The sequence below is a fragment of the Gilliamella sp. HK2 genome (genome assembly GCF_001690265.1).
Lineage (GTDB): Bacteria > Pseudomonadota > Gammaproteobacteria > Enterobacterales > Orbaceae > Gilliamella > Gilliamella apicola_C.
In genome coordinates, this window is record NZ_LZGV01000114.1 from 83,549 (window position 1) to 106,423 (window position 22,875).

Sequence of the window (22,875 nt, forward strand, 5' to 3'; positions counted from 1 at the left end):
ATTTTAGGTAACAGGAACGTTTAAGTAAAAATTAATAAGCAAATAAGATGAATAAAGTGTCTTTTTTACTCTCCCCATTATTGATGGTGTAGTTTATTTTTATTGAGTTGTTTTTTTTCGATGTATTTCGCATTTTTGCAATACAATTACGAAGCTTTTTGGGACGCATTTCAGTTACTAGATTTTGGTATTTCAATTTATTTCTATCAAAATAAATTTGTAGATACATTATGGGTTTTTGGCGTGTTGTTGCTTGTTCTTCATTACGCTAATGTTCATATGGTTAATAAAATATAATGCTATTGATTTACATAATGATGATATTTTCGATAATTGCTGTATTTCTTCAACAAAAAAGTAGCGTACTATTAATCAATAGGTTATGATTCAAGTGCTTTAAAGCAAAGGAATACTCATTAATTGAGTGATTTTTAAAAATTAAATAAAAACATAAAATTAATTGATAGGATAATCGGAATGCGTTATCATGACTGGGCTATGGTCTGCCAAATCTACGCCCAAAATCTTTTTTATTTTCACTATAGTCAAAATCAGACTCATTTCTTATTTTTATCACCGAAGTTATCGAAATCATCACGCTTAGTAAAGTTGTCGGATATATCGGTGTTTTTTTTGTGGAGGTTGCGTTTTTTACCTTTTTCATTTTTCTTCTTTAACCTATCTAATTTATTTAGGTTACCTAAATCACATAAATTATTTAAATTAACTAAGTTCTCGCTGTTCTTTGCGCCACTGCTTTTATTGTCATATACGCAGGGTTCTCAGGCATTAACGGCGCATACATCAAGGGAAATTGAGGGTAAGGCACCGTATTTAACGTTTGATGATGGGCGAACTAAGGTGACTTCGACGGATAATCTATTAGCTATTGAGTTGCCGGATGGTACAACCCTCAAGCCATCAACTAACACATCAAGTTCGAAAAATCCGATACAGCTAGTTAATGGAGCTACTTTTAATGATATACACATGGTGGTGCCATTATCGGTAAATACAGTCAGTTTAAATGACTTAATTACTCAAGGTAATTGGGGAGATGACGATGGGGATGGTCAGGGTACTAATGGTGTTACTGCGATGGGGAGTGTATCGGTGAGTTTTACTGATGCGGATAATAATACTGTAAGTCGTAGTGATGCATTAGATATTTGTAAGGCGCCTTATAAGATGACATTAAGTAGTACAGGAGGGGATTTACAAACAAAGTACGGGTTACCTAATACAAGAAATTTTAGTAGTCAAACAGTGACGTATTATATTACTCCGTATAGTGGTCCTCGTATTTGTTTTGTCAGGCCGAGTACTCATTCTTCCTCCTTCGAACCCTCTGGCATGGTTCCTGATAAGGGATTTTTAGTTCAGTCAACAAGTTCGTCATCTTATGGCCTTAATTTTCCAACAACGGGGGGGGATGGTTTGTATTTTGATTTACTCATAGCTGGGGTTGATGCGAGTCAGTTGACATGGTCTTCAGTCTCGCGTGGAGGGATAACAGCTACGGTGAGTTGGAGACTGCCAAAACAAGGCGGCGAAGAAGATTCGTGGATTGATGATGAAGATAGATCCAGTTATGTAACGCGAGTAACTTTAACGGGACCTAGGGCAAGTGATGCTCAAATGCAGTCAGATAATCCTAGCCCTTTAACCATACCATCTTTGCCACAGACATTTGAGTTGGTGGGTAGAGATAGTAGTGGGAATGAGGTGAAGTATGGATTTGTGTTGAGGCAGTGGTTTGTCCATCGGGGTGATAAATGGGATTATTGGTCTAACCAAATATCTTGGTGTGGTCGTTTGGGTTATCGTGCGCCAAAGCTCAAGGAGTTAACTAACGCGAAGTGTGGTTCAGATGATCGGTTTCCATGTTATGATGGCATAGATGGTGCCACGCCGTCGTCAAATACACGGTATCACACGAGTTATATAGGCGCAGGATTTTTCACGGAGTGGGACGACGTAGAACTTTATTTCGATGAAATGAACTACGAGATGAGCTTCAGAAGTTCAACCTGGACAAGCGACGCTACAGATAACGGTGTCATCTTTCGTGTCGATGGCGGTACTGTCTTCCTCGATGATGGGTCGCACCGCAATTACATTTATTGCACCACACCTTAGCTTTTATTTCTTAGCCCTTACCCCTTAGGTCGTGGAGAGGGAGATGGTGCAAACAGAGGATAATTTATTAAAGAATAGCGCCCTAGCGTAGTTGGGGCGCTTTATTGAGAGTACGTTTGTTGTGGTTTAAATTCGAAGTTTATTTTGTTCAACAAAGCTAATACGTCCGAAACCACTGCCCCCAATCAATTGTAATCACAAAAAAGCATTGATTTATTGAAGTTTTCTGATGAAATGGCTTATTAAAAACTTCAATAAAATCAATGACTTTTCTGACCGATTTTTATACTCCCCTATCCCCCTACATCGTTATAATAAATGAACATCAATTGCTATTTTGTTATTATCTAAGGAAGTTATTTGGGCGGTTCTACGTTAAGAAATCACAGATTTCTTGCTGTGATTTGAGTGTTCTAATATTTTGTAGGACGTCTGCTGCTTGAGCATAGTGCTGTTTTAAGTAAGTAAGCCACTGTTTGATGCGTGCAGAATGATAAAGTGGTTTAAAGTCATCAATGGAGGATGTCGCATAAAGGATTAATATTTCCATCACTTGTTGCCAACTGAATGCTGATTGTTCAGTTCTAATCATATTGGCTAAGTTCGGAATCGTTAAAATACCACGGCCTAGCATAATATCGTTAGTTTGGCTTTGATTTATGCAATTTTTTGCATCCTCAATAGAGAAAATTTCACCATTGGCAATAACAGGAATATTTAGCTGTTGCTTGATTTGGCCTATTGTTTGCCAATCTATTTTTTCGGCTTTATAACCATCTTCTTTGGTTCTGCCATGAATAGCAATTTCATTGGCACCGGCAAGTTCAATGGCGCTAGCGATTTCGTTGCAATGTGATTTATTATCCCACCCTAAGCGAATTTTGACTGATAATTGATTTGTTGCCCCTATTGCTTGCCTGACTTGGCTGACAATATTAAATATCTGTTCGGGATATTGTAATAAATAAGCACCTCCGTGACTGCCAACCACCGTTTTGGCGGGGCAACCAAAATTGATATCTATTCCATAAGAGCCTAACTCAATGGCTTTAACGGCATTTTCAGCCATCCATTCTGGTGATTGCCCAAGAATTTGGATGCGAACTGGCGTGCCTGATTTAGTTTTACCATTATTGTAAAGTTCGGGGCATAGGCGGTAAAAAGTCCGATTAGATAATTTGTGATGTGTCACTCTGATAAATTCCGTCACACAATAATCAAATTGGTTGATATTGGTTAAAAGTTGCCTTACTTGATAATCAAGTACGCCTTCCATGGGGGCTAAAATTATTCGTTTAATTTTCATTGGGGAAACCTAGTTGGTTTTATCATTGCCACAAATACGACAATTTGGTTGTTTGGTGAGTTTAATTTGGTTAAATTCCATAGTCATGGTATCAATCATTAATACACGTCCAATTAATGGTTTTCCATATTGGGTTAGTACTTTTATCGCTTCTAAGGCTTGCATTGAGCCGAACATGCCAACTAGCGGTGCCATGACGCCAGTTTCAATACAAGTTAACTGATCTTTACCAAATAAACGGCTCAAACAGTGATAACAAGGTTCATTAGGCTGATAAGTAAATACGCTTAATAATCCCTCCATACGGATCGCAGCGCCAGAAACTAGCGGTTTTTTTATTTGAAAACAGCAACGATTAATTTGCTGGCGGGTAATTAAATTATCTGTACAGTCAATGACAATATCATGTTGTTTTATTAGTGAAATTAAATGGTTATCATCGAGCTTTTGATTTACTGTATCAATAATAATATTTGTATTGAGCTTGTGTAATGTTTGTTGAGCTACTTCTACTTTGTATTGATTAATCGATTTGTCAGTATATAAAATTTGTCGATTTAAGTTAGATTTTGATACGGTATCAAAATCAGCTAAGGTTAATTTACCAACACCAGCAGCCGTTAAATAAAGTGAAGCAGCACAACCTAAACCGCCTAAACCAATAATAAGTGCTGAGCTATTTTTTAAGATTTGTTGCTTATCAATATCAAAGCCTCGTAGGGTTATTTGCCGGTCATAACGAAATAACTCTTGATTGGTAAGCTGTTGCATATGGTATTTGTGTTGTTAGTGTTGAAAACTATATTATAATTATAGCAGAAACTTGGCACAACAAAGTGCCAAGAGTAATTAAGATTATTTATCAAAGCTAGATAAGAATTTTAAATATTCGTCCTTAGTCATTAATGGTTTATACTCTGATATTAGTTTTTGTGCTGGTTTAGCATCATCATAAAGTAAATCGATAATGGTACAAGCCATCATCTGTGCAGGACGAATATAAGCCATCTCTTCATCAAATACGGTGTAATCTTTACCATGTAGAACACCTCTAACTGAACCAATCCACGGGTGGCTAACTGGCATAATGTGGGATAGATCGCCTGTATCCGTGCTTCCTGTCATATGAGGGGCAATAGAAACATTTTCTTCACCAATTAATGCTTCAGCATTATGTTTTAAAAGCTCGTTAAGTGTTGGATTATTATTTAATGGTAGATAACCAGGCAAATCTTTAATTTCACAGGTTGCACCAACAGCCATTGCACCAGCTTTTAAGGCGCGATTAATTCGTTCATTAGCGTCGATCATAGCTGGAACATTGCCTGCCCGTACATAGCTTTCCATTCTTACATCACTTGGTACTACATTGACTAAGTCGCCACCTTGAGTAATGATGGGGTGAAATCGAATATAGTCTTTTTCTTGAAATGTTTCGCGTATGGCATGTACGCCCATCATTCCCATCATAGCGGCATTTAAGGCATTTACTCCAGCATGTGGCGCTGCTGCTGCGTGCGACGCTTCGCCTTTATATTTAATCAGTTTGCCGATAAAACCATTACTGGTTGTTGATATTTCAATAAAACCATCTTGGCGGTCATTGGGTACGCTAGTTAAGTGTATTTGTAGTGCCATATCGATATCATCAAATTCACCGCGCGAGATTAGCTCTGGTTTACCGCCAATATATTTGATTTTACCTTCCTCAATAAGGCGATTACGATATGTGATTTCAACATATTCTTCAGCTGGAACCGCAAAAGGTACCACATCCCCCGCTAAAAATTGCATGGCGCCAGAATCTATTAGCCCCATGGTCACAGCCATCATATTGGCAATTTGAGCATTATGACCACAGCAGTGTGCCGCGCCAGATGTTTCGTCAGCAGCAGGATGATCAGCGCAAATAATGGCATCAAGCTCCCCTATAACAGCAATGCTATACTTACTGCCTTTGCCCCCTTTTAAGCGGCCTTTTACCCCCGTTATTGCTAATTTATTTTTAAATGGTACGCCCAGTTTTTCAAAGCTTTCTTCAACTTTTTTGGCCGTCTTGTGTTCTTTGTAACCAAGTTCAGGCTCTGCCCAAATTGATTCGGCGACCGCCTTGATATCGGCCTTACGATTTGCAATAGCAATACAAACCTTCTTTTTAAGTTCTTCTTTTGTCATAAATTAAATCCTAATCCAAATTAGATAACACCTTCCCAATGTAAGGTGATTTGCGCAATGATTGCTGCAAAAATAAAGGTACCTGAAAACACCGCTAAAGAAACCGGAATGATTCGCCACGAGATATTTTTAAATAATGCTAAATCTTTGCCAATAGCAAGCCCTGCATAAGCAAGTACCGGAGTACAAACAGCCAATAAAGAAACCTTGTCAGTAATTGAAACAATCTGCTCATGAAAAGGGAAAATAGGTGATGAAGCGGTTGCTGCAACGACCGATACCCATAATATGACAGGCAGTTTGTTGCATAAAGGAATCTTGCTAATAAGATATCCAACAATTGATATGGCAACTAAAATTGATAATGCTTCTATTGACTGCATAAAGTCAATTTTATAGCCAACAGTATTACCGGCTGCCATAATAATGGCAACTAAGATCAATAAAAAAACTGTTTCTAAAAACTTCATTATAGTGCTCCTTCTTTATGACGATTACGACGTAAACGGCTAAAAGTGTTATACAAGAAAGAGGCAAAAGGTAATGAAAATAATGTATAAATATAAATACCAACAATGCTAGACATTAAGTTCGCTGTCGTGGCATAGGCTTTAATATCTTCACTTATTTCTGGATAAAGATCACTTATTGGTGCCAGTGACGCAGCCATCATACTACCACTTCCAACGCCTGCGCCCATGGCTAAGGCGTAAGGGTGGAGAATATCTAATTTTGCCATCACACTGGCTAGTATACTCATCCATATAGCACCATAAAGTGTGCCACAAATATACATTGCCATAACACCTCGACCTTCGGCAGAGTCCAATCCGTATTTATCGGCAACAATTGCGATATTGGGTTCACGGGCAACAGAGTAGGTTGCTCCAACTGCTTCGCGTTTCATACCTAGCATCATTGCTAGTGGTAAACCAAGTAAAATGGTGCCAGCAAAATGACCTAACTCTTGAAAGATTAATGCCGATTTTGCATCTTCTAGAATCATTTCTATTTTTGGCCCCACAGAAAGCCCCAATTTGGCGATAAGTAGCATTAACGTTACCATCATGATGGCGCTAGCATGATTCATATTTTTTAGATTTAATATTTTAAATTTTGGTAGGCTGATTATGCCGCCAATAATCATGGCATATAACATGGGATATAATGTGATAATCCAAATAGATTGTTTGCCAATAAACTCACAGAATAAAACGACTATCATTGCGAGTAAATGCACTTTGTAGTCTTTTAAAATTTCCATTCCTGCTCCTTTTTTATTTTTATCTATTTTATACTAGGGTCGCCCCTAAGGTATTTTGAAAGTGCTTTAAAGCCCATTGATGGCCGATAGGATCAAAGCTTGCGACGGCGTTTTTATGAATAACTATTTTATAACCTAAGTTATAAGCATCAACAGCCGTGTGTAAAATGCAAATATCAGTACAAACACCAATTAAATGAATTTCAGTTATATGTCTTTCGCGTAAGCGAAGATCGAGATCTGTGCCACAAAATGCTGAGTAGTGGCGTTTATTGATCCAATAAATATTGGTTGAATTTCGCTGTTTTTGATAGATTTGCTGTAAATGGCCGAATAATTGTTGTCCAACTGTTCCGACAATATTATGAGGTGGGAAGAGTGAATTTTCAGGATGATATGTATCTGAAGGTTCATGGGCATCAATAGCAAAAACGACAAACTGATTATTTTTAATAAATGATTCAGTTATATTTAATATTTCGGGCTCAATTTGTTGACCCACAGAACCAGTAGTTAACGCACCATCGTCAGCAATGAAGTCATTAGTGTAGTCAATTGAAATTAAAGCTTTCATATCAAGTTAATAATATCTAAATCATACTAAAGCTTAGTAATAAATATTTGATATGACAAGTTTTAAATGAATCATTTTCCGATTTCATCAAGAAAAAAGGAATTTAATTTTGTTATCCTATTGAATTTAAAATAATTTGTAAAATTACTTATAAAGTAAAATTATTATCATCAACCGAGTATAAATAAATTAAATAGTGATTATTTTAAAACATAGGCTTTATCCCCTGATAAATTGCTCTATAATAATTGCTATTTTTGACAATTGCACACAGGATATATTTAATGAGAACAATTTATTGCGGACAACTAAACGCAAATTATATTAATCAAGACGTCACATTATGTGGATGGGTCAATAAACGCCGTGATTTAGGTGGAATGATTTTTATTGATATGCGTGATCGTGAAGGAATTGTGCAAGTTTTTTTTGATCCTGATTATCAACAAGCCTATCAATTAGCAAGCGAGTTACGTAATGAATTTTGTATCCAAATTAAAGGCAAGGTAAGAGCAAGACCAAAAGGGCAAATTAATAAAGATATGGCGACAGGTGAGGTTGAAATTTTAGCCACCGAGTTGACTATATTTAACCGTAGTGATGTTTTACCGCTTGATTTCAATCAAAACAACAGCGAAGAGCAACGTTTAAAATATCGTTATATTGATTTGCGTCGCCCTGAAATGGCAACGATTTTTAAAACTCGGGCAAAAATTACCGCTTTTGTTCGCTCATTTATGAATGAACATGGCTTTTTAGATATCGAAACACCGATGTTGACTAAAGCAACACCTGAAGGCGCTCGTGATTATTTGGTGCCAAGCAGAATTCATAAAGGTGAGTTTTACGCACTACCGCAATCACCACAACTATTTAAGCAATTATTAATGATGTCAGGATTTGATCGATATTATCAAATTGTAAAATGTTTTCGTGATGAAGACTTACGTGCCGATCGTCAACCTGAATTTACCCAAATTGACGTTGAAACATCGTTTATGACAGCCGAACAAGTGCGTGATGTTATGGAACAGATGATCCGTGAACTTTGGTTGCATGTAAAAAATGTGGATTTAGGAAAGTTCCCTATTATGACTTTTGCTGAAGCAATGCGTCGTTATGGTAGTGATAAACCCGATTTACGTAATCCCCTTGAAATTATTGATGTGGCTGATTTGGTTAAAGATGTCGATTTTAAAGTGTTTTCAACACCAGCTAATGATCCTAAAGGGCGTGTAGCTTTACTTTGTGTACCAAATGGTGCGCAATTAACACGTAAACAACTTGATGAATATACACAATTCATTTCGGTTTATGGTGCTAAAGGTATGGCATGGATTAAGATTAATGAACGTAGTAAGGGGTTAGATGGTGTACAAAGCCCTGTGGCAAAATTCTTTAATGAATCGCAAATGGAAGCATTACTTAATCGTGCCAATGCTAAAGATGGTGATATTTTATTATTTGGTGCTGATAGCTATAAAGTGGTGAGCGATGCACTAGGGGCATTACGTTTGAAAGTCGGTAAAGATTTAGCGTTAACCGATGAAAGTAAATGGGCTGTACTTTGGGTGGTTGATTTCCCGATGTTTGAAGAAACCGATGAAGGGTTAAGTGCGATGCATCATCCATTTACGTCACCAAAAGATTATTCACCAGAAGATCTTATTAAAAATCCTGAGAATGCGGTTGCTAATGCCTATGATATGGTCATTAATGGTTATGAAGTTGGAGGGGGATCTGTCCGTATTCACCGTAGTGAAATGCAACAAGCCGTTTTTTCAATTTTAGGTATTAACGAACATGATCAACGTGAGAAATTTGGCTTTTTACTTGATGCATTGAGATACGGTACGCCACCACATGCAGGATTAGCCTTCGGTTTAGATAGGTTAAGTATGTTATTAGCCGGAACGGATAATATTCGCGATGTGATAGCATTTCCTAAAACAACTGCGGCAACTTGTTTACTTACCGATGCGCCAAGCCCGGCAAATGCAGCAGCTTTGACTGAACTGGGTATTGAAGTAAGTAAAAAATAGTTATATTTGATGCAAAAATTTAAAAATCCTGAATCTGTTCTGGTAGTCATTTTCTGCCAGACAACAAAACGTTGCCTTATGTTACAACGCCAAGATGATCCCCATTTTTGGCAATCAGTAACAGGTAGTATGGAGGCTCATGAATCGCCACAAGAAACAGCAATTCGTGAAGTTTTAGAAGAAACAGGTATTGATATTCTTGGTCAAAATCTTGAATTAATTGATGTAGAGCATATCGTTGAATTTGAAATTTTTCCACAATTCAGGCATCGATATGCGCCAGATGTTACGGTAAATAAAGAACATTGGTTTTATCTTCCTCTTATTGACGAGATAACGCCAATACTTACCGAACATTTAGCTTATCAATGGCTTAAGATTGATGATGCTGCCAATCTTACTTTATCTCCCAATAACAGTGAAGCTATCGGTAACATTCATCGTTTGATTGAATCGAGTTAAGAGGTAGGAAATGAAATCGAATCTATATGCTATTGTGTTATCCTTTTTATACTTTTTTGTATCAACTAGCCATGCAGATATAGACATAAAAAAATGTCAACCTAATCAAAATGATCATGTTATTTTTAATGATGATGATGATAAAATCGCTAAAAAAATCATTGATTATAAATTACATGATCAATCAGAAAAACACGAATATATTATTATTAAGATATTTGCTAATGAAAATCACGATGATCGCAATGATTGGATCGCTTCTTTTTTATTTGATGATAAATTTGAACAATATCTCCTTTACCAAGTTGATCAGAATCAATTTATTGATATCGATGAAAAACAATTTGACGCTTTATCATCTAAAATTATTGAATGTAATCAAGATAAACAAACGCCTATATATAGGAAGGTTTTGCCGTAGTTAGGCTATATAGTTAGGTTATGTAGTTAGACTGATAAATAAGTGAGTATTAAGGATTAAAAATATTCTGGGTTTAGTTAACTCAAGGTTAGTTAGTAATAGAGAGTCATAATAAATGAATTTTTCAAATTTTCGGGATTTTTTAGATTATCTTGAGCAACACGGTGAGTTAAAGCGGATTTCGTTCCCTGTTAACCCTTATCTTGAAATGACCGAAATTGCTGATCGCGTTTTACGTAGTGAAGGCCCAGCTTTATTATTCGAAAACCCAATTGGTTATGATATGCCTGTTTTATGTAATTTGTTTGGCACAGCTAAACGTGTTGCGATGGGAATGGGGCGCAAAGATACTTCAGCTTTGCGTGAAATTGGTGAGCTATTGGCATTTTTGCGTGAGCCCGATCCACCAAAAGGGATACGGCAATTTTTTAATGTCTTGCCTAAATATAAACAAGTACTAAATATGCCTGTTAAACGTCGTTCATCGGCGCCATGCCAAGAGATGGTTTTTAAAGATGATGATGTGGATTTGACCCGTTTACCTATTATGCATTGTTGGCCTGATGATGTGGCACCATTGCTGTCTTGGGGATTAACTATTACCAAAGGTCCTTATAAAGAACGGCAAAATGTGGGAATTTACCGTTTGCAATTATTAGGTAAAAATAAACTAATTATGCGCTGGCTTTCACATCGTGGCGGAGCACTTGATTTTGCTGAGTGGCAACAAGCGCATCCTAACGAGAGATTTCCTGTTAGTGTCGCTATTGGTGCTGATCCCGCAACTATTTTAGGTGCAGTGACACCAGTGCCAGACACGTTACCCGAATATGCTTTTTCAGGATTATTGCGCGGTAGTCGAACAGAGGTCGTCAAATCGTTATCAAGTGATTTAGACGTTCCTGCCAGTGCCGAGATAATTCTTGAAGGTTATATTGATCCTAATGAGCTAGCATCAGAAGGACCCTATGGCGATCACACGGGTTATTATAATGAGGTAGAACAATTTGCTGTCTTTACGGTGACGCATTTAACTCACCGTAAAGACGCCATTTATCATTCAACTTATACAGGCAGGCCACCAGATGAGCCGGCGATAATGGGACTGGCGTTAAATGAAGTCTTTATTCCAATTTTACAAAAACAGTTTCCTGAAATTGTTGATTTTTATCTACCGCCTGAAGGATGTTCATATCGTATTGCGATTGTGACAATTAAAAAACAATATCCTGGCCATGCTAAAAGAATCATGATGGGAATGTGGTCTTATCTGCGACAATTTATGTACACTAAATTTGTTATTGTCTGTGATGATGACATTAATGCCCGAGACTGGAAAGATGTGATGTGGGCGATTTCTACTCGCATGGATCCACAGCGTGATACGACTTTTATCGATAATACACCGATCGATTACTTAGACTTTGCTTCACCAGTTTCTGGATTAGGCTCTAAAATGGGATTGGATGCCACGAATAAATGGTCTGGTGAAACAAATCGAGAGTGGGGCAAAATCATTAAAAAAGATCCTAAAGTTATTGCTCGAATTGACGAAATCTGGAATGAACTTGGTTTATAGTATTATCGTTATCGCATTTTTTATTATGGTAAAGTTAAAAAACTCATTAGGTGTGATACAGAAGAATAGAATTGCAAAAGACAAAATGCGCATTAAAGAATTTATTCCTATAAATGAATAAACAGTATATTGAAGATAAAAATAATGCGCTAAATAATTTTCTTTTTAAAGATGGCAATAATATTGATATCGTTGTTCAATCTTAATCAAATTTTTTGTTATCGACCTTATGTGGCATGATGATTCAACTTTATTGATTAATAATGTTTTATTTTAAAAATAGTATAAATAAAATAACCCAAATAAGTCTTAAACAAAAACTATTCCTTTTAGATGCATTTATGTATAATTATAGGTAATCTCATAAAAATTAGAAAAAATGAAAAAAATCAAGCTATTATTTGTATTGTTATTATCCATTTCTTATTGTGTACAGGCCACCAGTTATAAGGCACAGCCAGATGATACTCAATTAAAGCTTAAAGAATCAGATTTATTGCTTCCCGCTTTGCGTTTATCTGCAGAAAAAGGTAATGCAGAAGCACAATATTCGTTAGGAAGTGTTTATAAACAAGGCTTGGGCGTTGAAGTTAGTGATGTTCGTGCTTTTTTCTGGTATAAAAAAGCAGCAGAACAGGGGCTGGCTAAAGCACAAAATAATCTAGCATTAATGTATCAAAGTGGCTTGGGTACCAATCGCGATTTCAACGAAGCCGTTAAATATTTCAAATTAGCGGCAGATCAAAATTATGCATTGGCTAAATACAATTTAGCTTTAATGTATCAACAAGGTGAAGGTGTTGAAAAAAACACATTGACCGCAATTGATTATTTTACACAAGCAGGTGATAGCGGGATTTATGACGCTTATTTAAATCTTGGAATTATGTATTTTTTTGGTGATGGCATAAAAGAAGATCGTATGATTGCGGCTGATTGGTTTAGTAAAGCAGCTAAAGAAAATATGCCAGAAGCGCAATATTATTTAGGACTAATGTCAGAAAAAGGAGATGGTTTAACCCAAGATTATATGGCTGCTAGTTATTTTTATACACAAGCAGCAGAACGGGGGCACGTACTTGCTATGTATAATTTAGCTATTATGTACGCCACAGGTACCGGAGCTAAACCTGATAATACGCAAGCAGCATATTGGTTTACTAAAGCTGCCGAAGCTGGCAATGCTGATGCTCAATATAATATTGGTGTAATGTATGATGTAGGTGGTGGTGTTTCTAAAGACGATAAGAAAGCCGTTGAGTGGTATCTAAAAGCGGCAGAGCAAGGCAGTGTTGATGCACAATATAATTTAGGCATTAAATATCTAGAAGGTAAAGGCACAGATCAAGATAACGATCGTGCCATTTATTGGTTTACTAAAGCTAGCGAACAAGGAGACCAAGACGCTAAAACCTATTTAGAACACTTATTACCTAAAAAATAAAAGTGCTGTATTTTTGCTTTATCCAGAATTTCGCATACCAGCTGCAATGCCAGAAATGGTGATCATGAGTCCTTGCTCTACTATAATATTGTCATCGCCGCAGTGTTTCCGTGAACGGCTTAATAACTCTACTTGTAATAAGTTTAATGGCTCAATATAGGTATTACGCAAGGCTACAGATTGTGCGATCCAAGGCAAATCAGCCATTAAACTAACATCATCGGTGATCGTTAGCACAGTATTGATATCTTGGGTTAACAAATTTCTTAATTCTTCGCCTAGTGGCCATAAAGCAGGATCGACCAAACGTTGCTCATAATATTCGTGGATATCAGGCGCCGATTTGGCGTAAACCATTTCAAGCATGCCTAATCGAGCATTAAAAAAAGGCCACTTGTGATACATTTCTTTAAGAAGCTCTTTTTTTCCCTCCTCGATGACAGATCTCAGTGCGTTACCGGCTCCAAGCCAAGATGGTAGCATTAATCGGTTTTGTGTCCAGGCAAAAATCCATGGAATAGCACGTAAGCTTTCAATCCCCCCTCCCGTTCGACGTTTTTGTGGTCTGGAGCCTAGTGGTAATCTGCCTAATTCAACCTCTGGCGTTACCGCTCTAAAATAATCAACAAAATCAGCTCGTTCGCGTACATAACTGCGATAGCAATTGCAGGAAAGTTCCGACATTTCATCCATAATATGGCGCCATGCTTGTTTTGGTGCTGGTGGGGGCAATAAATTGGCTTGTAAAATCGCTGAGGTATAAAGCATTAGGCTACTGAGAGCAACTTCTGGTAAACCAAGTTTAAAACGAATCATTTCACCTTGTTCGGTAACTCTAAGCCCACTTTTTAACGATCCAGGTGGTTGAGAAAGTAGAGCTGCATGAGCAGGCGCACCACCACGACCAATTGAGCCACCTCGACCATGGAATAATACTAAATTAATATTATATTTTTCAAATAAGCTAACTAATTCTTCTTGCGATCGATACTGTGCCCAAGATGCGGCAAGTGTACCTGCATCTTTAGCCGAATCAGAATAACCTATCATCACCATTTGCTTACCTTGGATTTTGTCACGATACCAAGGTATATCCAGCAGCTTTTGCATAACCGATTTAGCGTTATTTAAGTCTTCTAATGTTTCAAATAATGGCGCAACAGGGATATACTTTTGACAATCAACGATTTTCAATAATAAGTAAACAGCTAAAATATCTGAAGGCGCCTTAGCCATTGATATTACGTAAGAAGCAATTGATTCTTCGCCTGCTTTTTTGATAACTCGACAAGTATCTAATACTTCTTGAACTGTTTCATCTGGTTGCCAGTTATAAGGTAGTAATGGTCGGTTAGATTGCAACTCAGTTAATAAAAATACTTGTTTTTCTTCCTCTGACCATTTTGCATAGCTACCTAAATTCAGTTCTTGGGTCAACGCATCAAGTGCCTGAATATGTACGGAACTATCTTGGCGAATATCTAATCTAACTAACTGTAAACCAAAGCTTTTTATCCGCCGTAAAGTATCAAGTAATGGACCATGGGCAATTGTTGACATGCCATTATCAATTAATGATTCATAACAGGTATAAAGTGGCGCCCATAACTGTTCGTTTTTAATTAAAATATCTCTAGGTGGTAGTACTTGTTCATTATTCAGTAAAGCTTCAATATAATTGTGAGTTTTTATTAAACGAGTGCGTAACTGTTTCATTACGGCTCGATAGGGCTCGGAAACGGTTTTGTTCTTTTCATCTAATAGATCGATAACAGATTGGCTACATTCTGTCATTGAAAGTTCACGGACAAGTATTTGAATATCAGATAAAAATAATTCAATTGACTTTAATCTAGCTTGTAACATTACTTTTTCTGTCACTTTTGCTGTCACATTTGGATTTCCGTCACGATCACCGCCCATCCATGAAGTAAATTTTATGGGAACATGTTCAACGGAGAGTTGTTCATCAAAAGTATCAACCAACTGGTCATTAAGTTCACGTAAGAATAAAGGCACGCCTTGCCATAAACTATCTTCAATGACAGAAAATCCCCATTTAGCTTCATCGATTGGGCTTGGGCGTTTTTTTCGGATTTCATCGGTATACCAAGCTTGGCAAACTAACTGTTTCAAGCGTCGCATAATCCGTTCTATCTCATAATCAGCTAAATCATCATGATCAAGCTGAGATAAACAGCTATTAATTGCGGTATAGGTGTTTATCATGGTTCTACGATTGATTTCAGTTGGATGAGCGGTTAATACTAATTCAATTGATAAATCATTAATTGCTTTGGTAATGGTTTCATTTGAAAAATTAAGTTTTTTTAGAGTACTAAATAATTCAGTCATTTTTTTAGGGCTACTAGAAGCTTCCCCATGCGGTGAAATACCATAATACTCAGCAGCAGTGTTAACTAAGTTCAAAAATTGGTTAAATGCGCGTGCAACATGCAATAGATCATCATCATTCAGATTTTCAATTAATTTGAGTAGCTCATTATGTGCTTGAACGTTTCCTTGTTGAGCTGATTTTGATAATTGTCTTATTTTTTCGACTAAATCGAATGTTTCATTGCCTGTGGCACGTTTAATCGCATTGCCTAGTAAAGTACCCAGCATATTGACATTACTTCGCATTGAGGAGTATTGGTTATTCATGATTTTCTCGTTTTTGATTTTATTATGCCTAAGATCCTTTAAAATGCATGAAAAAAATGGCAGTTTAATGACATCGGTATAATTGTTGGTTAACTTGCTTAAGATATATACTTTATAACAATGTTGCTTTGAATTTAAATAATAAAATTTTATGGTTTTTATTGTTTTTAATTGTTTTAATTATATTTACTTCAAAATATTAATAAGTAAAAATACTTCTTTAATTTTGAAATGTTCGTCTAAATAGTATTTAGCTGGTTTATTTTTCAGTGAACACAGTGTTGCAAACTGTATATTAATATCATTTGGGTATATACTAACAGTATTATGAATATGTATTGGATAATTAGATGATCGCTGTTTTTTATATCGCGTCGATTATTGCTGTTATTGCTAGTATAAAAGTGATTAGTAGCTTGCGAGTTGATAAGGCAATTTTGTACCTTATTATTTCGCTGTTTGCTTCAGCGTCGATATTTATTCTACTTAATACCTATTTTTCTGCTGTTATATATATATTATTGTTTATTGGTGGAACAACGGCTCTTTTTTATGTTGTCGCTTCAATTTTGGCAATTCGTGTTGATAATATAGAAACAAAAAAACAAGGCATTAGCCCAAAAATTTGGTTAGGGCCATTAATTTTAGCTTTTATTTTGTTAGTCGCGCTTATTTATGGTGTAGTAACGGCCAACTATTCGGAGCTGAAAGAGTCTCATGAATTAATGCATGAAATGTCTGTATATGCATACATTTTAATGGCTGAATTAGCTATATTTTTATTATTAGGTGCAGCTGTGATTGCTTATCATTTTATGCATCGGCTGTTGTCGGAGAAATAATATGATCCCACTTATGCATTGTCTTATCTTTGCTTCTATTTTATTTGTGATCGGCTTATTAGGGGTAATGATTCGACGCAATCTCTATTTTCTGTTGCTTAGCCTGATGATTATGAATGATGGTGCAATCGTTGCGTTGTTTTCGGCAAGTAGTTATTGGCAACAATCTGATGGACAAGTACTTGCAATACTCGCGGTAATAACAGCCCTAGCAGAGATTTGTGTTGGGCTAGCATTAATGATGAAACTATTCTACCGCCGAAAAACCTTAAATATTGACTCACTGAGTGAGATGAAAGGATGAATCTACTTTATTTAACTATCATTGTTCCCTTGCTTTCTTTTTTTGGATTGATTTGCCTAGGGAGGCATATACGCTCAATTAATGTAATAATTATAGGTATCAGTACTATGCTCATCATTGCATTAATTACGGTATTTTCATGTATTGATTTTTATTCAAATACAGTGCCCGACATGACGCTAATCTATACTAGGCTATTATGGAATTGGATTTCTGTTGGTGATTTCGTTATACCTTTATCTTTGACACTAGATGGTTTATCACTAACTTTTTTAGTGCTAATCTCATTTTTTGGTTTCTTGATCTATTTTTTTGCAGCTTGTTATTTGACGTTAAGAAAGGATATTTATACTTTTTATGCTTACAGTAACTTATTAATTGCTAGCATGTTAACTATTATATTAGTTGATAATTTATTTGTTATGCTAATTGGTTGGGAAGGTGTGAGCATAAGTACTTACTTACTTATTGGTATTTACTATCAACAAGCGCGTAATGGCTATGCTGCAGTGAAAGCATTTATCGTTATGCATTTAACGGATATATTTTTAATCATTGGTATATTTTTACTTTATCAGACTTTAAACACATTAAATATTCATGATGTTTTGGTGCAAGCACATGATAATTTAGCGGTTGATTCAGACATTATATTCTGGATAACTTTAATGTTATTCCTTGGAGCAATGAGTAAATCTGCACTGTTTCCCATGCATTCATGGTTTGCCGAAACAACATTAGCGCCAATGCCCGCGGTAGCTTTGTTACAATCATCAACAGTTATTTTAGCTGGGGTATATTTAGTTTTAAGATTAAGTAATTTGTTTATGATGTCGAGCGATGTTTTAGCTATTATATCGATGATTTCATCATTAACGATATTATTTGCTAGTACTATTGCATTAGTGCAGTACGATATTAAACGAATTATCACGTATATCAATTTAGCGCAAATTAGTTACCTTTTTTATGCTTTTTCAACACAAAGTTGGAATTTGTCTTTGAATTGCTTAATTAATTACTCCGTAACAAGCACATTGTTAATTTTAGCCTCATCTATTGTAATTAAAAAATGCCAAGGTGAGCGTGATATAAACAAATTAGGCGGTTTAATTAAATCTTTTCCAACGCTGTATATTGTATTTTTGTTAATTATGCTTTCACTCAGTGCTATTCCTTGGATTTCGGCATCATTTTATATCAAAGGAGATATCATTTGGGGAGTAATGGCGCAGGGTAGATTAATATCTGGAACGATTGGTCTGATAGGTATTTTATTTTCTAGCTTAGGCATTTGGCGTTTAATTTCAATGGTATTTTATCATAAACAAAAATGGTATGATTTTACAAAAATTAAATGGATAAGCTATAGCCCAATTTTTATCTTATTGGTATTTACTACCGCTTTATTTATTCATTTTCCGTTACCGATTCATGGCATTATTCCATTAGGCAAGTTAGATACTAATGGGCAATTGCCTTTTCAACTACTATTAGCCGCAGTGACAGGTTTGAGCTTTCTTATTGCCTACATTTTATATGTGCGCCCTAATAGCGAAGTGCGAGAAGTACTTAATACACCAATGATTAAATTATTTTTACGTTTGTGTAATAGTGATTGGCGTTATGATTATTTATTAAATTGCTTATTTGTTAAACCTTATATCTATCTAGCTAAATTATTAAAAAAAGATCCTATTGCTTTATGGGATAATTGGATAATGTTGGGCATAAAAAAAATAAACGCATTTATCGTTGACCTAGAAAATGGGCAAATTAGATGGTATATGGTTTCGATGGTTATAGGCAGTATTATTATATTAATGTTACTGATTTTCATTTAATAAAGGTGTAATCATTCATGTTGTTATGGCTTGTTTTTTTACCTGTAATAGGCGGATTTGTTGGTTGGTTATGCCATGCATGTTTACAAAGAGGGGTAGTTTCCATCAACGTACAAAAGCGTTGGTCAAAATTACCCATAATTGTCGCATTTACCACAATTTGTATTACATTATCGATAGCGATCGTATTATGGATAGATGCCGCTGAAACACTAAAGCAAGGCGCAAACTGGGGAAAGGAAATTAATCTGGAGTGGATCCCATTACTAGGCATCCGTTTTCACCTTGTTTTAGATGGCTTATCAATGGTTGTTATTACCGCAACACTATTTATTGTATTATTGACTATTGTTTATTCTAGTAAAGAAAATTTAAACAATCTTGGTTTATTTTACCTATGCCTATTATTTATGACATCAACCATTATGATGTTGTTTGTCGCCACTGACTTATTTTTAATGTTCTTTCTGTGGGAAGCTGTGGCAATACCGGTCTATTTTTTGATCTCCTTATGGGGGCGCCGAGATTCGAGCTCGCAATTGCGCTTTAATGGGGCAAGCAAATTTTTGATTTATACCCAATTAAGCAGTTTGCTGATGCTAATTTCAATCGTTTCATTGGCACTAATTAACTGGAACTTAACAGGTCATTGGACATTTGATTCTCAGGAATTAATAAAAACACCAATATCAAGCCATACTGAATTTTTACTGATGTTAGGCTTTTTAGCTGCTTTGATAGTACGCATTCCTTTTGTTCCCTTTCATGGTTGGCTTGTTGAAGCCCATATTGAATCTTCAACAACTGGCTCAATGATGATTAGTGGATTATTACTCAATACAGCAGCATTTGGTTTATTACGTTTTGTTATACCACTATTTCCTAATGCTTCAATCATGATTATGCCATTGATGTTAGCTTGTGCACTGGCTACTGTTGTTTATGCAGCATTGCTTGCATTCAATCAAACCGATATTAAAAAACTTGTTGCTTATATTCATATCGCTTTAATGGGATTTGTTACTGCAATAATCTATAGCGGTTCTATTATTGCTTATCAAGGTGTAGTTATCCAGATGATAGCCATCAATTTAGCAATCGTTGGTATGTTTATAATTAGTGGGTTATTGGTTGAATGTTATTCCACTCGGAATATAAACCAGTTCACTGGGTTAAAAGGACGAGTGCCTTATCTATCTTCGTTAACTTTATATTTTATATTAGCTGTGTTAGGTATTCCAGGTACAGCTAATTTTGTTGGTAATTATATGATGTTACTTGGTAGTTATAACACATTTTCTTTTTATACCATTTTGCTAGTAATTGGCTTATTATTATTGTCTATTTCATTTATCGTGCGTATGCAGCCAATATTCTATGGCGCCGCAGATAAAGAGGCTTCCACAAAACATCTACTTAGTAAAAAAGATATTTTGTTATTATCAAGCATCTTAATTGTCCTTATTTTTATTGGTTTGTATCCACAACTGATTTTAGATATGTCTTATTCTATCATGAATCAAACACAACAATACATAACCACAGAACGAGTGGGAGAGTAATAATCTATGATAGCTTTATCGCCTATTTTTGTACTAAGCATTGCCATCATTGTTGTGTTATTTTCATTATTTGTTTTTAAAATAAGCACTAAAGGATGTACTATTTTAACTATTTGTGGATTAACATGTGCGTTAGCTTGTTCCGCGGTAGTTGGCTATAAAATTTCATTTAATGCACAAGCTATTGCAGATATCAGTAGTGATAATATGCAATTATCGGTATCAGTTTCAGACGCCAATAAAGAACTAACTCCATCAACTGAAGAAACGATAGCAATTGATACTGTGTCTACTGATGATGTGGACAAACAAAATGAAAACATTGATGACAACGTCAACAACAGTAAGATTGATAAGACAAATATTGATGCTAATTCAAACACTGATAATAGTTCAATAGATGAGTGGAAAGCGCACCATATCACTGCACTTTTTACTTGTGATGGTTATGGGTTGCTTTATACCAGTTTGATTTTAATGATATCTATTGCTGTAGCCTGTTTTGCTTATCGTTGGTTCCGGCAAGAAAAGATTCATCACGGACTATTTTATTTAATCCTACTTTTCATGACATTAGGTGGAGTAACACTCTTATACGCAAGCCATCTCATTGCATTTTTTATTGGGATTGAACTGTTATCTATTCCATTTGTAGGGTTAATTGGCTATCAATATACACAGACTCATTCATTAGAAGCAGCAGTTAAATACATGATTTTATCTGCTATTGCCAGTGTATTTTTATTGATAGGGATTGCATTTTATTATGCAACTACTGGTGAGCTAACATTCAGTGGGCTAAGTTATCAACTCTCAACGATGACTTACCCAAGTACATTATTACTGATGGGTGTTTGTTTGATGTTAGTTGGTATTGGTTTTAAATTATCTCTCGTTCCATTCCAACTTTGGCTACCCGATGTTTATCAAGGCGCACCAACGGTTGTTGCTTTATTATTATCAACAGTTGGAAAGGTAGCAGTTTTTTGTGCCATTGCTAGGCTGTTTTTATTGGCACCGATTGTGAACAATGAAACAATCCGTATTATTTTAGTTATTATGGCTTTTTGTTCTATTTTATGGGGCAATCTATTGGCATTGATGCAAAGTAGCTTAAAGCGAGTACTTGCTTACTCCTCAATTGCACATTTTGGCTATTTATTTACAGCGTTAATTGCTGTGCAATATCAAGTACTTGCGTTAGAAACTATTGGCGTTTATCTCATTGGCTATATTTTAGCTAATATCTGTATTTTAGGCACAATCAGCTTAGATTCCCATTCAGATGAACTACAAGATCATGAAAATGAGATCGATCTTTCAGGTCTATTTTGGCGAAGACCAATTCTTGCGCTAGCTATGGGGATTGGTTTTTTATCTTTAGCTGGTACACCATTAACCGCAGGTTTTGTCGGTCGATTTTTACTGGTGCTATTAGGTGTTACAGCAGAATTATGGTGGTTAGTTGCTGCTGTAGTGATTGGTAGTGCATTAGGACTTTATTTTTATGCTCGCTTAATTATCAATCTTTATATAAAACCAATTAACTGTGATGGAAAAATGTTAAGTGGAGCCTCGATTAAGTTAAAATGGACTAATATTAGAATAAGCGAATTAATCATCGTATTATGTGCCTTATTGACGATGCTTTGCGGAATTTACCCTAAATGGTTATTTAACTTAGTTAGCATGGCTCAATATTTAACCACATAATGAGCCTGTATCAGCTTCCTTTAATTCAATAGTGGAGTCATATTAACTAAAATAAATAAAACCAGCATTTTATCCTAAAGCATATGTTTTCCTAAGGCTTTTTGACAAGAAATAGTTAATAACAGATTTATTTATTATGTTATAATTCTGACCTTTAAAAATTTATTTTAATCAAGAGGACCAGTATGGACTTTTTAATCTCTAATGCTTATGCCGCAGATGGTAGCCAACCCGGTGGCGATTTTTTCATGCCAATTATGTTAGTTGTGTTTGGTTTATTTTTCTATTTTATGATCATGCGTCCACAACAAAAACGCGCAAAGGCACATCGCGATCTTATGGCTTCTATCTCCAAAGGCGATGAAGTATTAACCAATGGCGGACTTATTGGTCGTGTATCAAAAGTCAACGAAAATGGCTACATAGCGCTAGAATTAAATGATACTACTGAAGTTGTGATCAAGCGTGACTTTATCACATCAGTTTTACCAAAAGGGACAATGAAATCGCTATAATAGGGATCATCTATTATTGTTCATT

The 22,875-nt window shown here is 35.7% G+C and carries 19 protein-coding genes; 12 read left to right on the forward strand and 7 right to left on the reverse strand.

The window, feature by feature from the left end; genetic code table 11:
* Positions 1 to 477: 477 nt before the first annotated feature.
* Complete coding sequence (locus A9G45_RS13330) at positions 478 to 2,139, forward strand: hypothetical protein (RefSeq protein WP_065566175.1); 1,662 nt, start codon at positions 478 to 480, stop codon at positions 2,137 to 2,139.
* Between the two features lie 370 nt (positions 2,140 to 2,509).
* On the opposite strand, the gene dusC is transcribed toward A9G45_RS13330, so the two are convergent.
* The 6 genes from dusC to A9G45_RS13360 all read right to left on the reverse strand — a co-directional run bounded on the left by dusC (position 2,510) and on the right by A9G45_RS13360 (position 7,458).
* Positions 2,510 to 3,445, reverse strand: coding sequence for a tRNA dihydrouridine(16) synthase DusC (dusC, locus tag A9G45_RS13335; protein ID WP_065566176.1), 936 nt, complete (start codon positions 3,443 to 3,445; stop codon positions 2,510 to 2,512).
* A 9-nt stretch (positions 3,446 to 3,454) separates the two neighbouring features.
* Positions 3,455 to 4,216 (reverse strand): molybdopterin-synthase adenylyltransferase MoeB, encoded by a 762-nt coding sequence (locus A9G45_RS13340; protein WP_065566177.1) that lies wholly within the window; start codon positions 4,214 to 4,216, stop codon positions 3,455 to 3,457.
* An 84-nt stretch (positions 4,217 to 4,300) separates the two neighbouring features.
* On the reverse strand, positions 4,301 to 5,620 hold the full coding sequence (locus A9G45_RS13345) for an amidohydrolase (RefSeq protein ID WP_065566178.1): 1,320 nt from the start codon (positions 5,618 to 5,620) through the stop codon (positions 4,301 to 4,303).
* 20 nt (positions 5,621 to 5,640) lie between these two features.
* Positions 5,641 to 6,090, reverse strand: a complete 450-nt coding sequence (locus A9G45_RS13350) for a hypothetical protein (protein ID WP_065566179.1) — start codon at positions 6,088 to 6,090, stop codon at positions 5,641 to 5,643.
* Positions 6,090 to 6,884 (reverse strand): DUF3100 domain-containing protein, encoded by a 795-nt coding sequence (locus tag A9G45_RS13355; RefSeq protein ID WP_065566180.1) that lies wholly within the window; start codon positions 6,882 to 6,884, stop codon positions 6,090 to 6,092. The genes A9G45_RS13350 and A9G45_RS13355 overlap by 1 nt, the downstream gene beginning before the upstream one ends.
* 28 nt (positions 6,885 to 6,912) lie before the next feature.
* Positions 6,913 to 7,458 carry a cysteine hydrolase family protein gene (locus A9G45_RS13360; protein WP_065566181.1) on the reverse strand — a complete coding sequence of 182 codons (546 nt, stop codon included), beginning with the start codon at positions 7,456 to 7,458 and terminating at the stop codon, positions 6,913 to 6,915.
* A 284-nt stretch (positions 7,459 to 7,742) separates the two neighbouring features.
* On the opposite strand from A9G45_RS13360, the gene aspS reads away from it, so the two are divergent.
* The 5 genes from aspS to A9G45_RS13385 all read left to right on the forward strand — a co-directional run bounded on the left by aspS (position 7,743) and on the right by A9G45_RS13385 (position 13,406).
* On the forward strand, positions 7,743 to 9,500 hold the full coding sequence (gene aspS, locus A9G45_RS13365; protein ID WP_065566182.1) for an aspartate--tRNA ligase: 1,758 nt from the start codon (positions 7,743 to 7,745) through the stop codon (positions 9,498 to 9,500).
* A gap of 9 nt (positions 9,501 to 9,509) precedes the next feature.
* Positions 9,510 to 9,962, forward strand: coding sequence for a dihydroneopterin triphosphate diphosphatase (gene nudB, locus A9G45_RS13370; protein ID WP_065566183.1), 453 nt, complete (start codon positions 9,510 to 9,512; stop codon positions 9,960 to 9,962).
* 10 nt (positions 9,963 to 9,972) lie between these two features.
* Positions 9,973 to 10,383 (forward strand): hypothetical protein, encoded by a 411-nt coding sequence (locus tag A9G45_RS13375; RefSeq protein ID WP_065566184.1) that lies wholly within the window; start codon positions 9,973 to 9,975, stop codon positions 10,381 to 10,383.
* 115 nt (positions 10,384 to 10,498) lie between these two features.
* Positions 10,499 to 11,962 (forward strand): 4-hydroxy-3-polyprenylbenzoate decarboxylase, encoded by a 1,464-nt coding sequence (ubiD, locus tag A9G45_RS13380; RefSeq protein WP_065566185.1) that lies wholly within the window; start codon positions 10,499 to 10,501, stop codon positions 11,960 to 11,962.
* Positions 11,963 to 12,341: 379 nt separating this feature from the next.
* Entirely contained in the window at positions 12,342 to 13,406 is a 1,065-nt protein-coding gene (locus A9G45_RS13385) for an SEL1-like repeat protein (RefSeq protein ID WP_065566186.1), read from the forward strand.
* An 18-nt stretch (positions 13,407 to 13,424) separates the two neighbouring features.
* On the opposite strand, the gene ppc is transcribed toward A9G45_RS13385, so the two are convergent.
* Positions 13,425 to 16,070 (reverse strand): phosphoenolpyruvate carboxylase, encoded by a 2,646-nt coding sequence (gene ppc, locus A9G45_RS13390; protein WP_065566187.1) that lies wholly within the window; start codon positions 16,068 to 16,070, stop codon positions 13,425 to 13,427.
* Between the two features lie 350 nt (positions 16,071 to 16,420).
* Between ppc and A9G45_RS13395 the strand changes: the two genes are divergently transcribed.
* The 6 genes from A9G45_RS13395 to yajC all read left to right on the forward strand — a co-directional run bounded on the left by A9G45_RS13395 (position 16,421) and on the right by yajC (position 22,850).
* The gene (locus A9G45_RS13395; RefSeq protein WP_065566188.1) at positions 16,421 to 16,912 is read left to right on the forward strand and encodes an NADH-quinone oxidoreductase subunit J; all 492 of its coding nucleotides are present in this window, start codon (positions 16,421 to 16,423) and stop codon (positions 16,910 to 16,912) included.
* A 1-nt stretch (position 16,913) separates the two neighbouring features.
* Positions 16,914 to 17,216, forward strand: a complete 303-nt coding sequence (nuoK, locus tag A9G45_RS13400) for an NADH-quinone oxidoreductase subunit NuoK (RefSeq protein WP_065566189.1) — start codon at positions 16,914 to 16,916, stop codon at positions 17,214 to 17,216.
* Between the two features lie 107 nt (positions 17,217 to 17,323).
* On the forward strand, positions 17,324 to 19,060 hold the full coding sequence (locus A9G45_RS13405) for an NADH-quinone oxidoreductase subunit 5 family protein (RefSeq protein ID WP_065566190.1): 1,737 nt from the start codon (positions 17,324 to 17,326) through the stop codon (positions 19,058 to 19,060).
* Positions 19,061 to 19,077: 17 nt separating this feature from the next.
* Positions 19,078 to 20,622 carry a complex I subunit 4 family protein gene (locus tag A9G45_RS13410; protein ID WP_065566191.1) on the forward strand — a complete coding sequence of 515 codons (1,545 nt, stop codon included), beginning with the start codon at positions 19,078 to 19,080 and terminating at the stop codon, positions 20,620 to 20,622.
* A 6-nt stretch (positions 20,623 to 20,628) separates the two neighbouring features.
* A complete protein-coding gene (locus A9G45_RS13415) occupies positions 20,629 to 22,335 on the forward strand; it encodes an NADH-quinone oxidoreductase subunit N (RefSeq protein ID WP_065566192.1) in 1,707 nt (568 codons plus the stop codon).
* A 185-nt stretch (positions 22,336 to 22,520) separates the two neighbouring features.
* On the forward strand, positions 22,521 to 22,850 hold the full coding sequence (gene yajC / locus A9G45_RS13420) for a preprotein translocase subunit YajC (RefSeq protein ID WP_065566193.1): 330 nt from the start codon (positions 22,521 to 22,523) through the stop codon (positions 22,848 to 22,850).
* The last annotated feature ends 25 nt before the right edge of the window (positions 22,851 to 22,875 follow it).

What these genes read in the sequence shown, in the direction of transcription:
- nudB (WP_065566183.1), top strand. Translation starts at nt 9,510, where the DNA reads ATGCAAAAATTTAAAAATCCTGAATCTGTTCTGGTAGTCATTTTCTGC.
- A9G45_RS13330 (WP_065566175.1), top strand. Translation starts at nt 478, where the DNA reads ATGCGTTATCATGACTGGGCTATGGTCTGCCAAATCTACGCCCAAAAT.
- yajC (WP_065566193.1), top strand. Translation starts at nt 22,521, where the DNA reads ATGGACTTTTTAATCTCTAATGCTTATGCCGCAGATGGTAGCCAACCC.
- A9G45_RS13340 (WP_065566177.1), bottom strand. Translation starts at nt 4,216, where the DNA reads ATGCAACAGCTTACCAATCAAGAGTTATTTCGTTATGACCGGCAAATA.
- ppc (WP_065566187.1), bottom strand. Translation starts at nt 16,070, where the DNA reads ATGAATAACCAATACTCCTCAATGCGAAGTAATGTCAATATGCTGGGT.
- nuoK (WP_065566189.1), top strand. Translation starts at nt 16,914, where the DNA reads ATGATCCCACTTATGCATTGTCTTATCTTTGCTTCTATTTTATTTGTG.
- A9G45_RS13410 (WP_065566191.1), top strand. Translation starts at nt 19,078, where the DNA reads ATGTTGTTATGGCTTGTTTTTTTACCTGTAATAGGCGGATTTGTTGGT.
- ubiD (WP_065566185.1), top strand. Translation starts at nt 10,499, where the DNA reads ATGAATTTTTCAAATTTTCGGGATTTTTTAGATTATCTTGAGCAACAC.
- A9G45_RS13350 (WP_065566179.1), bottom strand. Translation starts at nt 6,090, where the DNA reads ATGAAGTTTTTAGAAACAGTTTTTTTATTGATCTTAGTTGCCATTATT.
- A9G45_RS13355 (WP_065566180.1), bottom strand. Translation starts at nt 6,884, where the DNA reads ATGGAAATTTTAAAAGACTACAAAGTGCATTTACTCGCAATGATAGTC.
- A9G45_RS13385 (WP_065566186.1), top strand. Translation starts at nt 12,342, where the DNA reads ATGAAAAAAATCAAGCTATTATTTGTATTGTTATTATCCATTTCTTAT.
- A9G45_RS13375 (WP_065566184.1), top strand. Translation starts at nt 9,973, where the DNA reads ATGAAATCGAATCTATATGCTATTGTGTTATCCTTTTTATACTTTTTT.
- dusC (WP_065566176.1), bottom strand. Translation starts at nt 3,445, where the DNA reads ATGAAAATTAAACGAATAATTTTAGCCCCCATGGAAGGCGTACTTGAT.
- A9G45_RS13360 (WP_065566181.1), bottom strand. Translation starts at nt 7,458, where the DNA reads ATGAAAGCTTTAATTTCAATTGACTACACTAATGACTTCATTGCTGAC.
- A9G45_RS13345 (WP_065566178.1), bottom strand. Translation starts at nt 5,620, where the DNA reads ATGACAAAAGAAGAACTTAAAAAGAAGGTTTGTATTGCTATTGCAAAT.
- A9G45_RS13395 (WP_065566188.1), top strand. Translation starts at nt 16,421, where the DNA reads ATGATCGCTGTTTTTTATATCGCGTCGATTATTGCTGTTATTGCTAGT.
- aspS (WP_065566182.1), top strand. Translation starts at nt 7,743, where the DNA reads ATGAGAACAATTTATTGCGGACAACTAAACGCAAATTATATTAATCAA.
- A9G45_RS13405 (WP_065566190.1), top strand. Translation starts at nt 17,324, where the DNA reads ATGCTCATCATTGCATTAATTACGGTATTTTCATGTATTGATTTTTAT.
- A9G45_RS13415 (WP_065566192.1), top strand. Translation starts at nt 20,629, where the DNA reads ATGATAGCTTTATCGCCTATTTTTGTACTAAGCATTGCCATCATTGTT.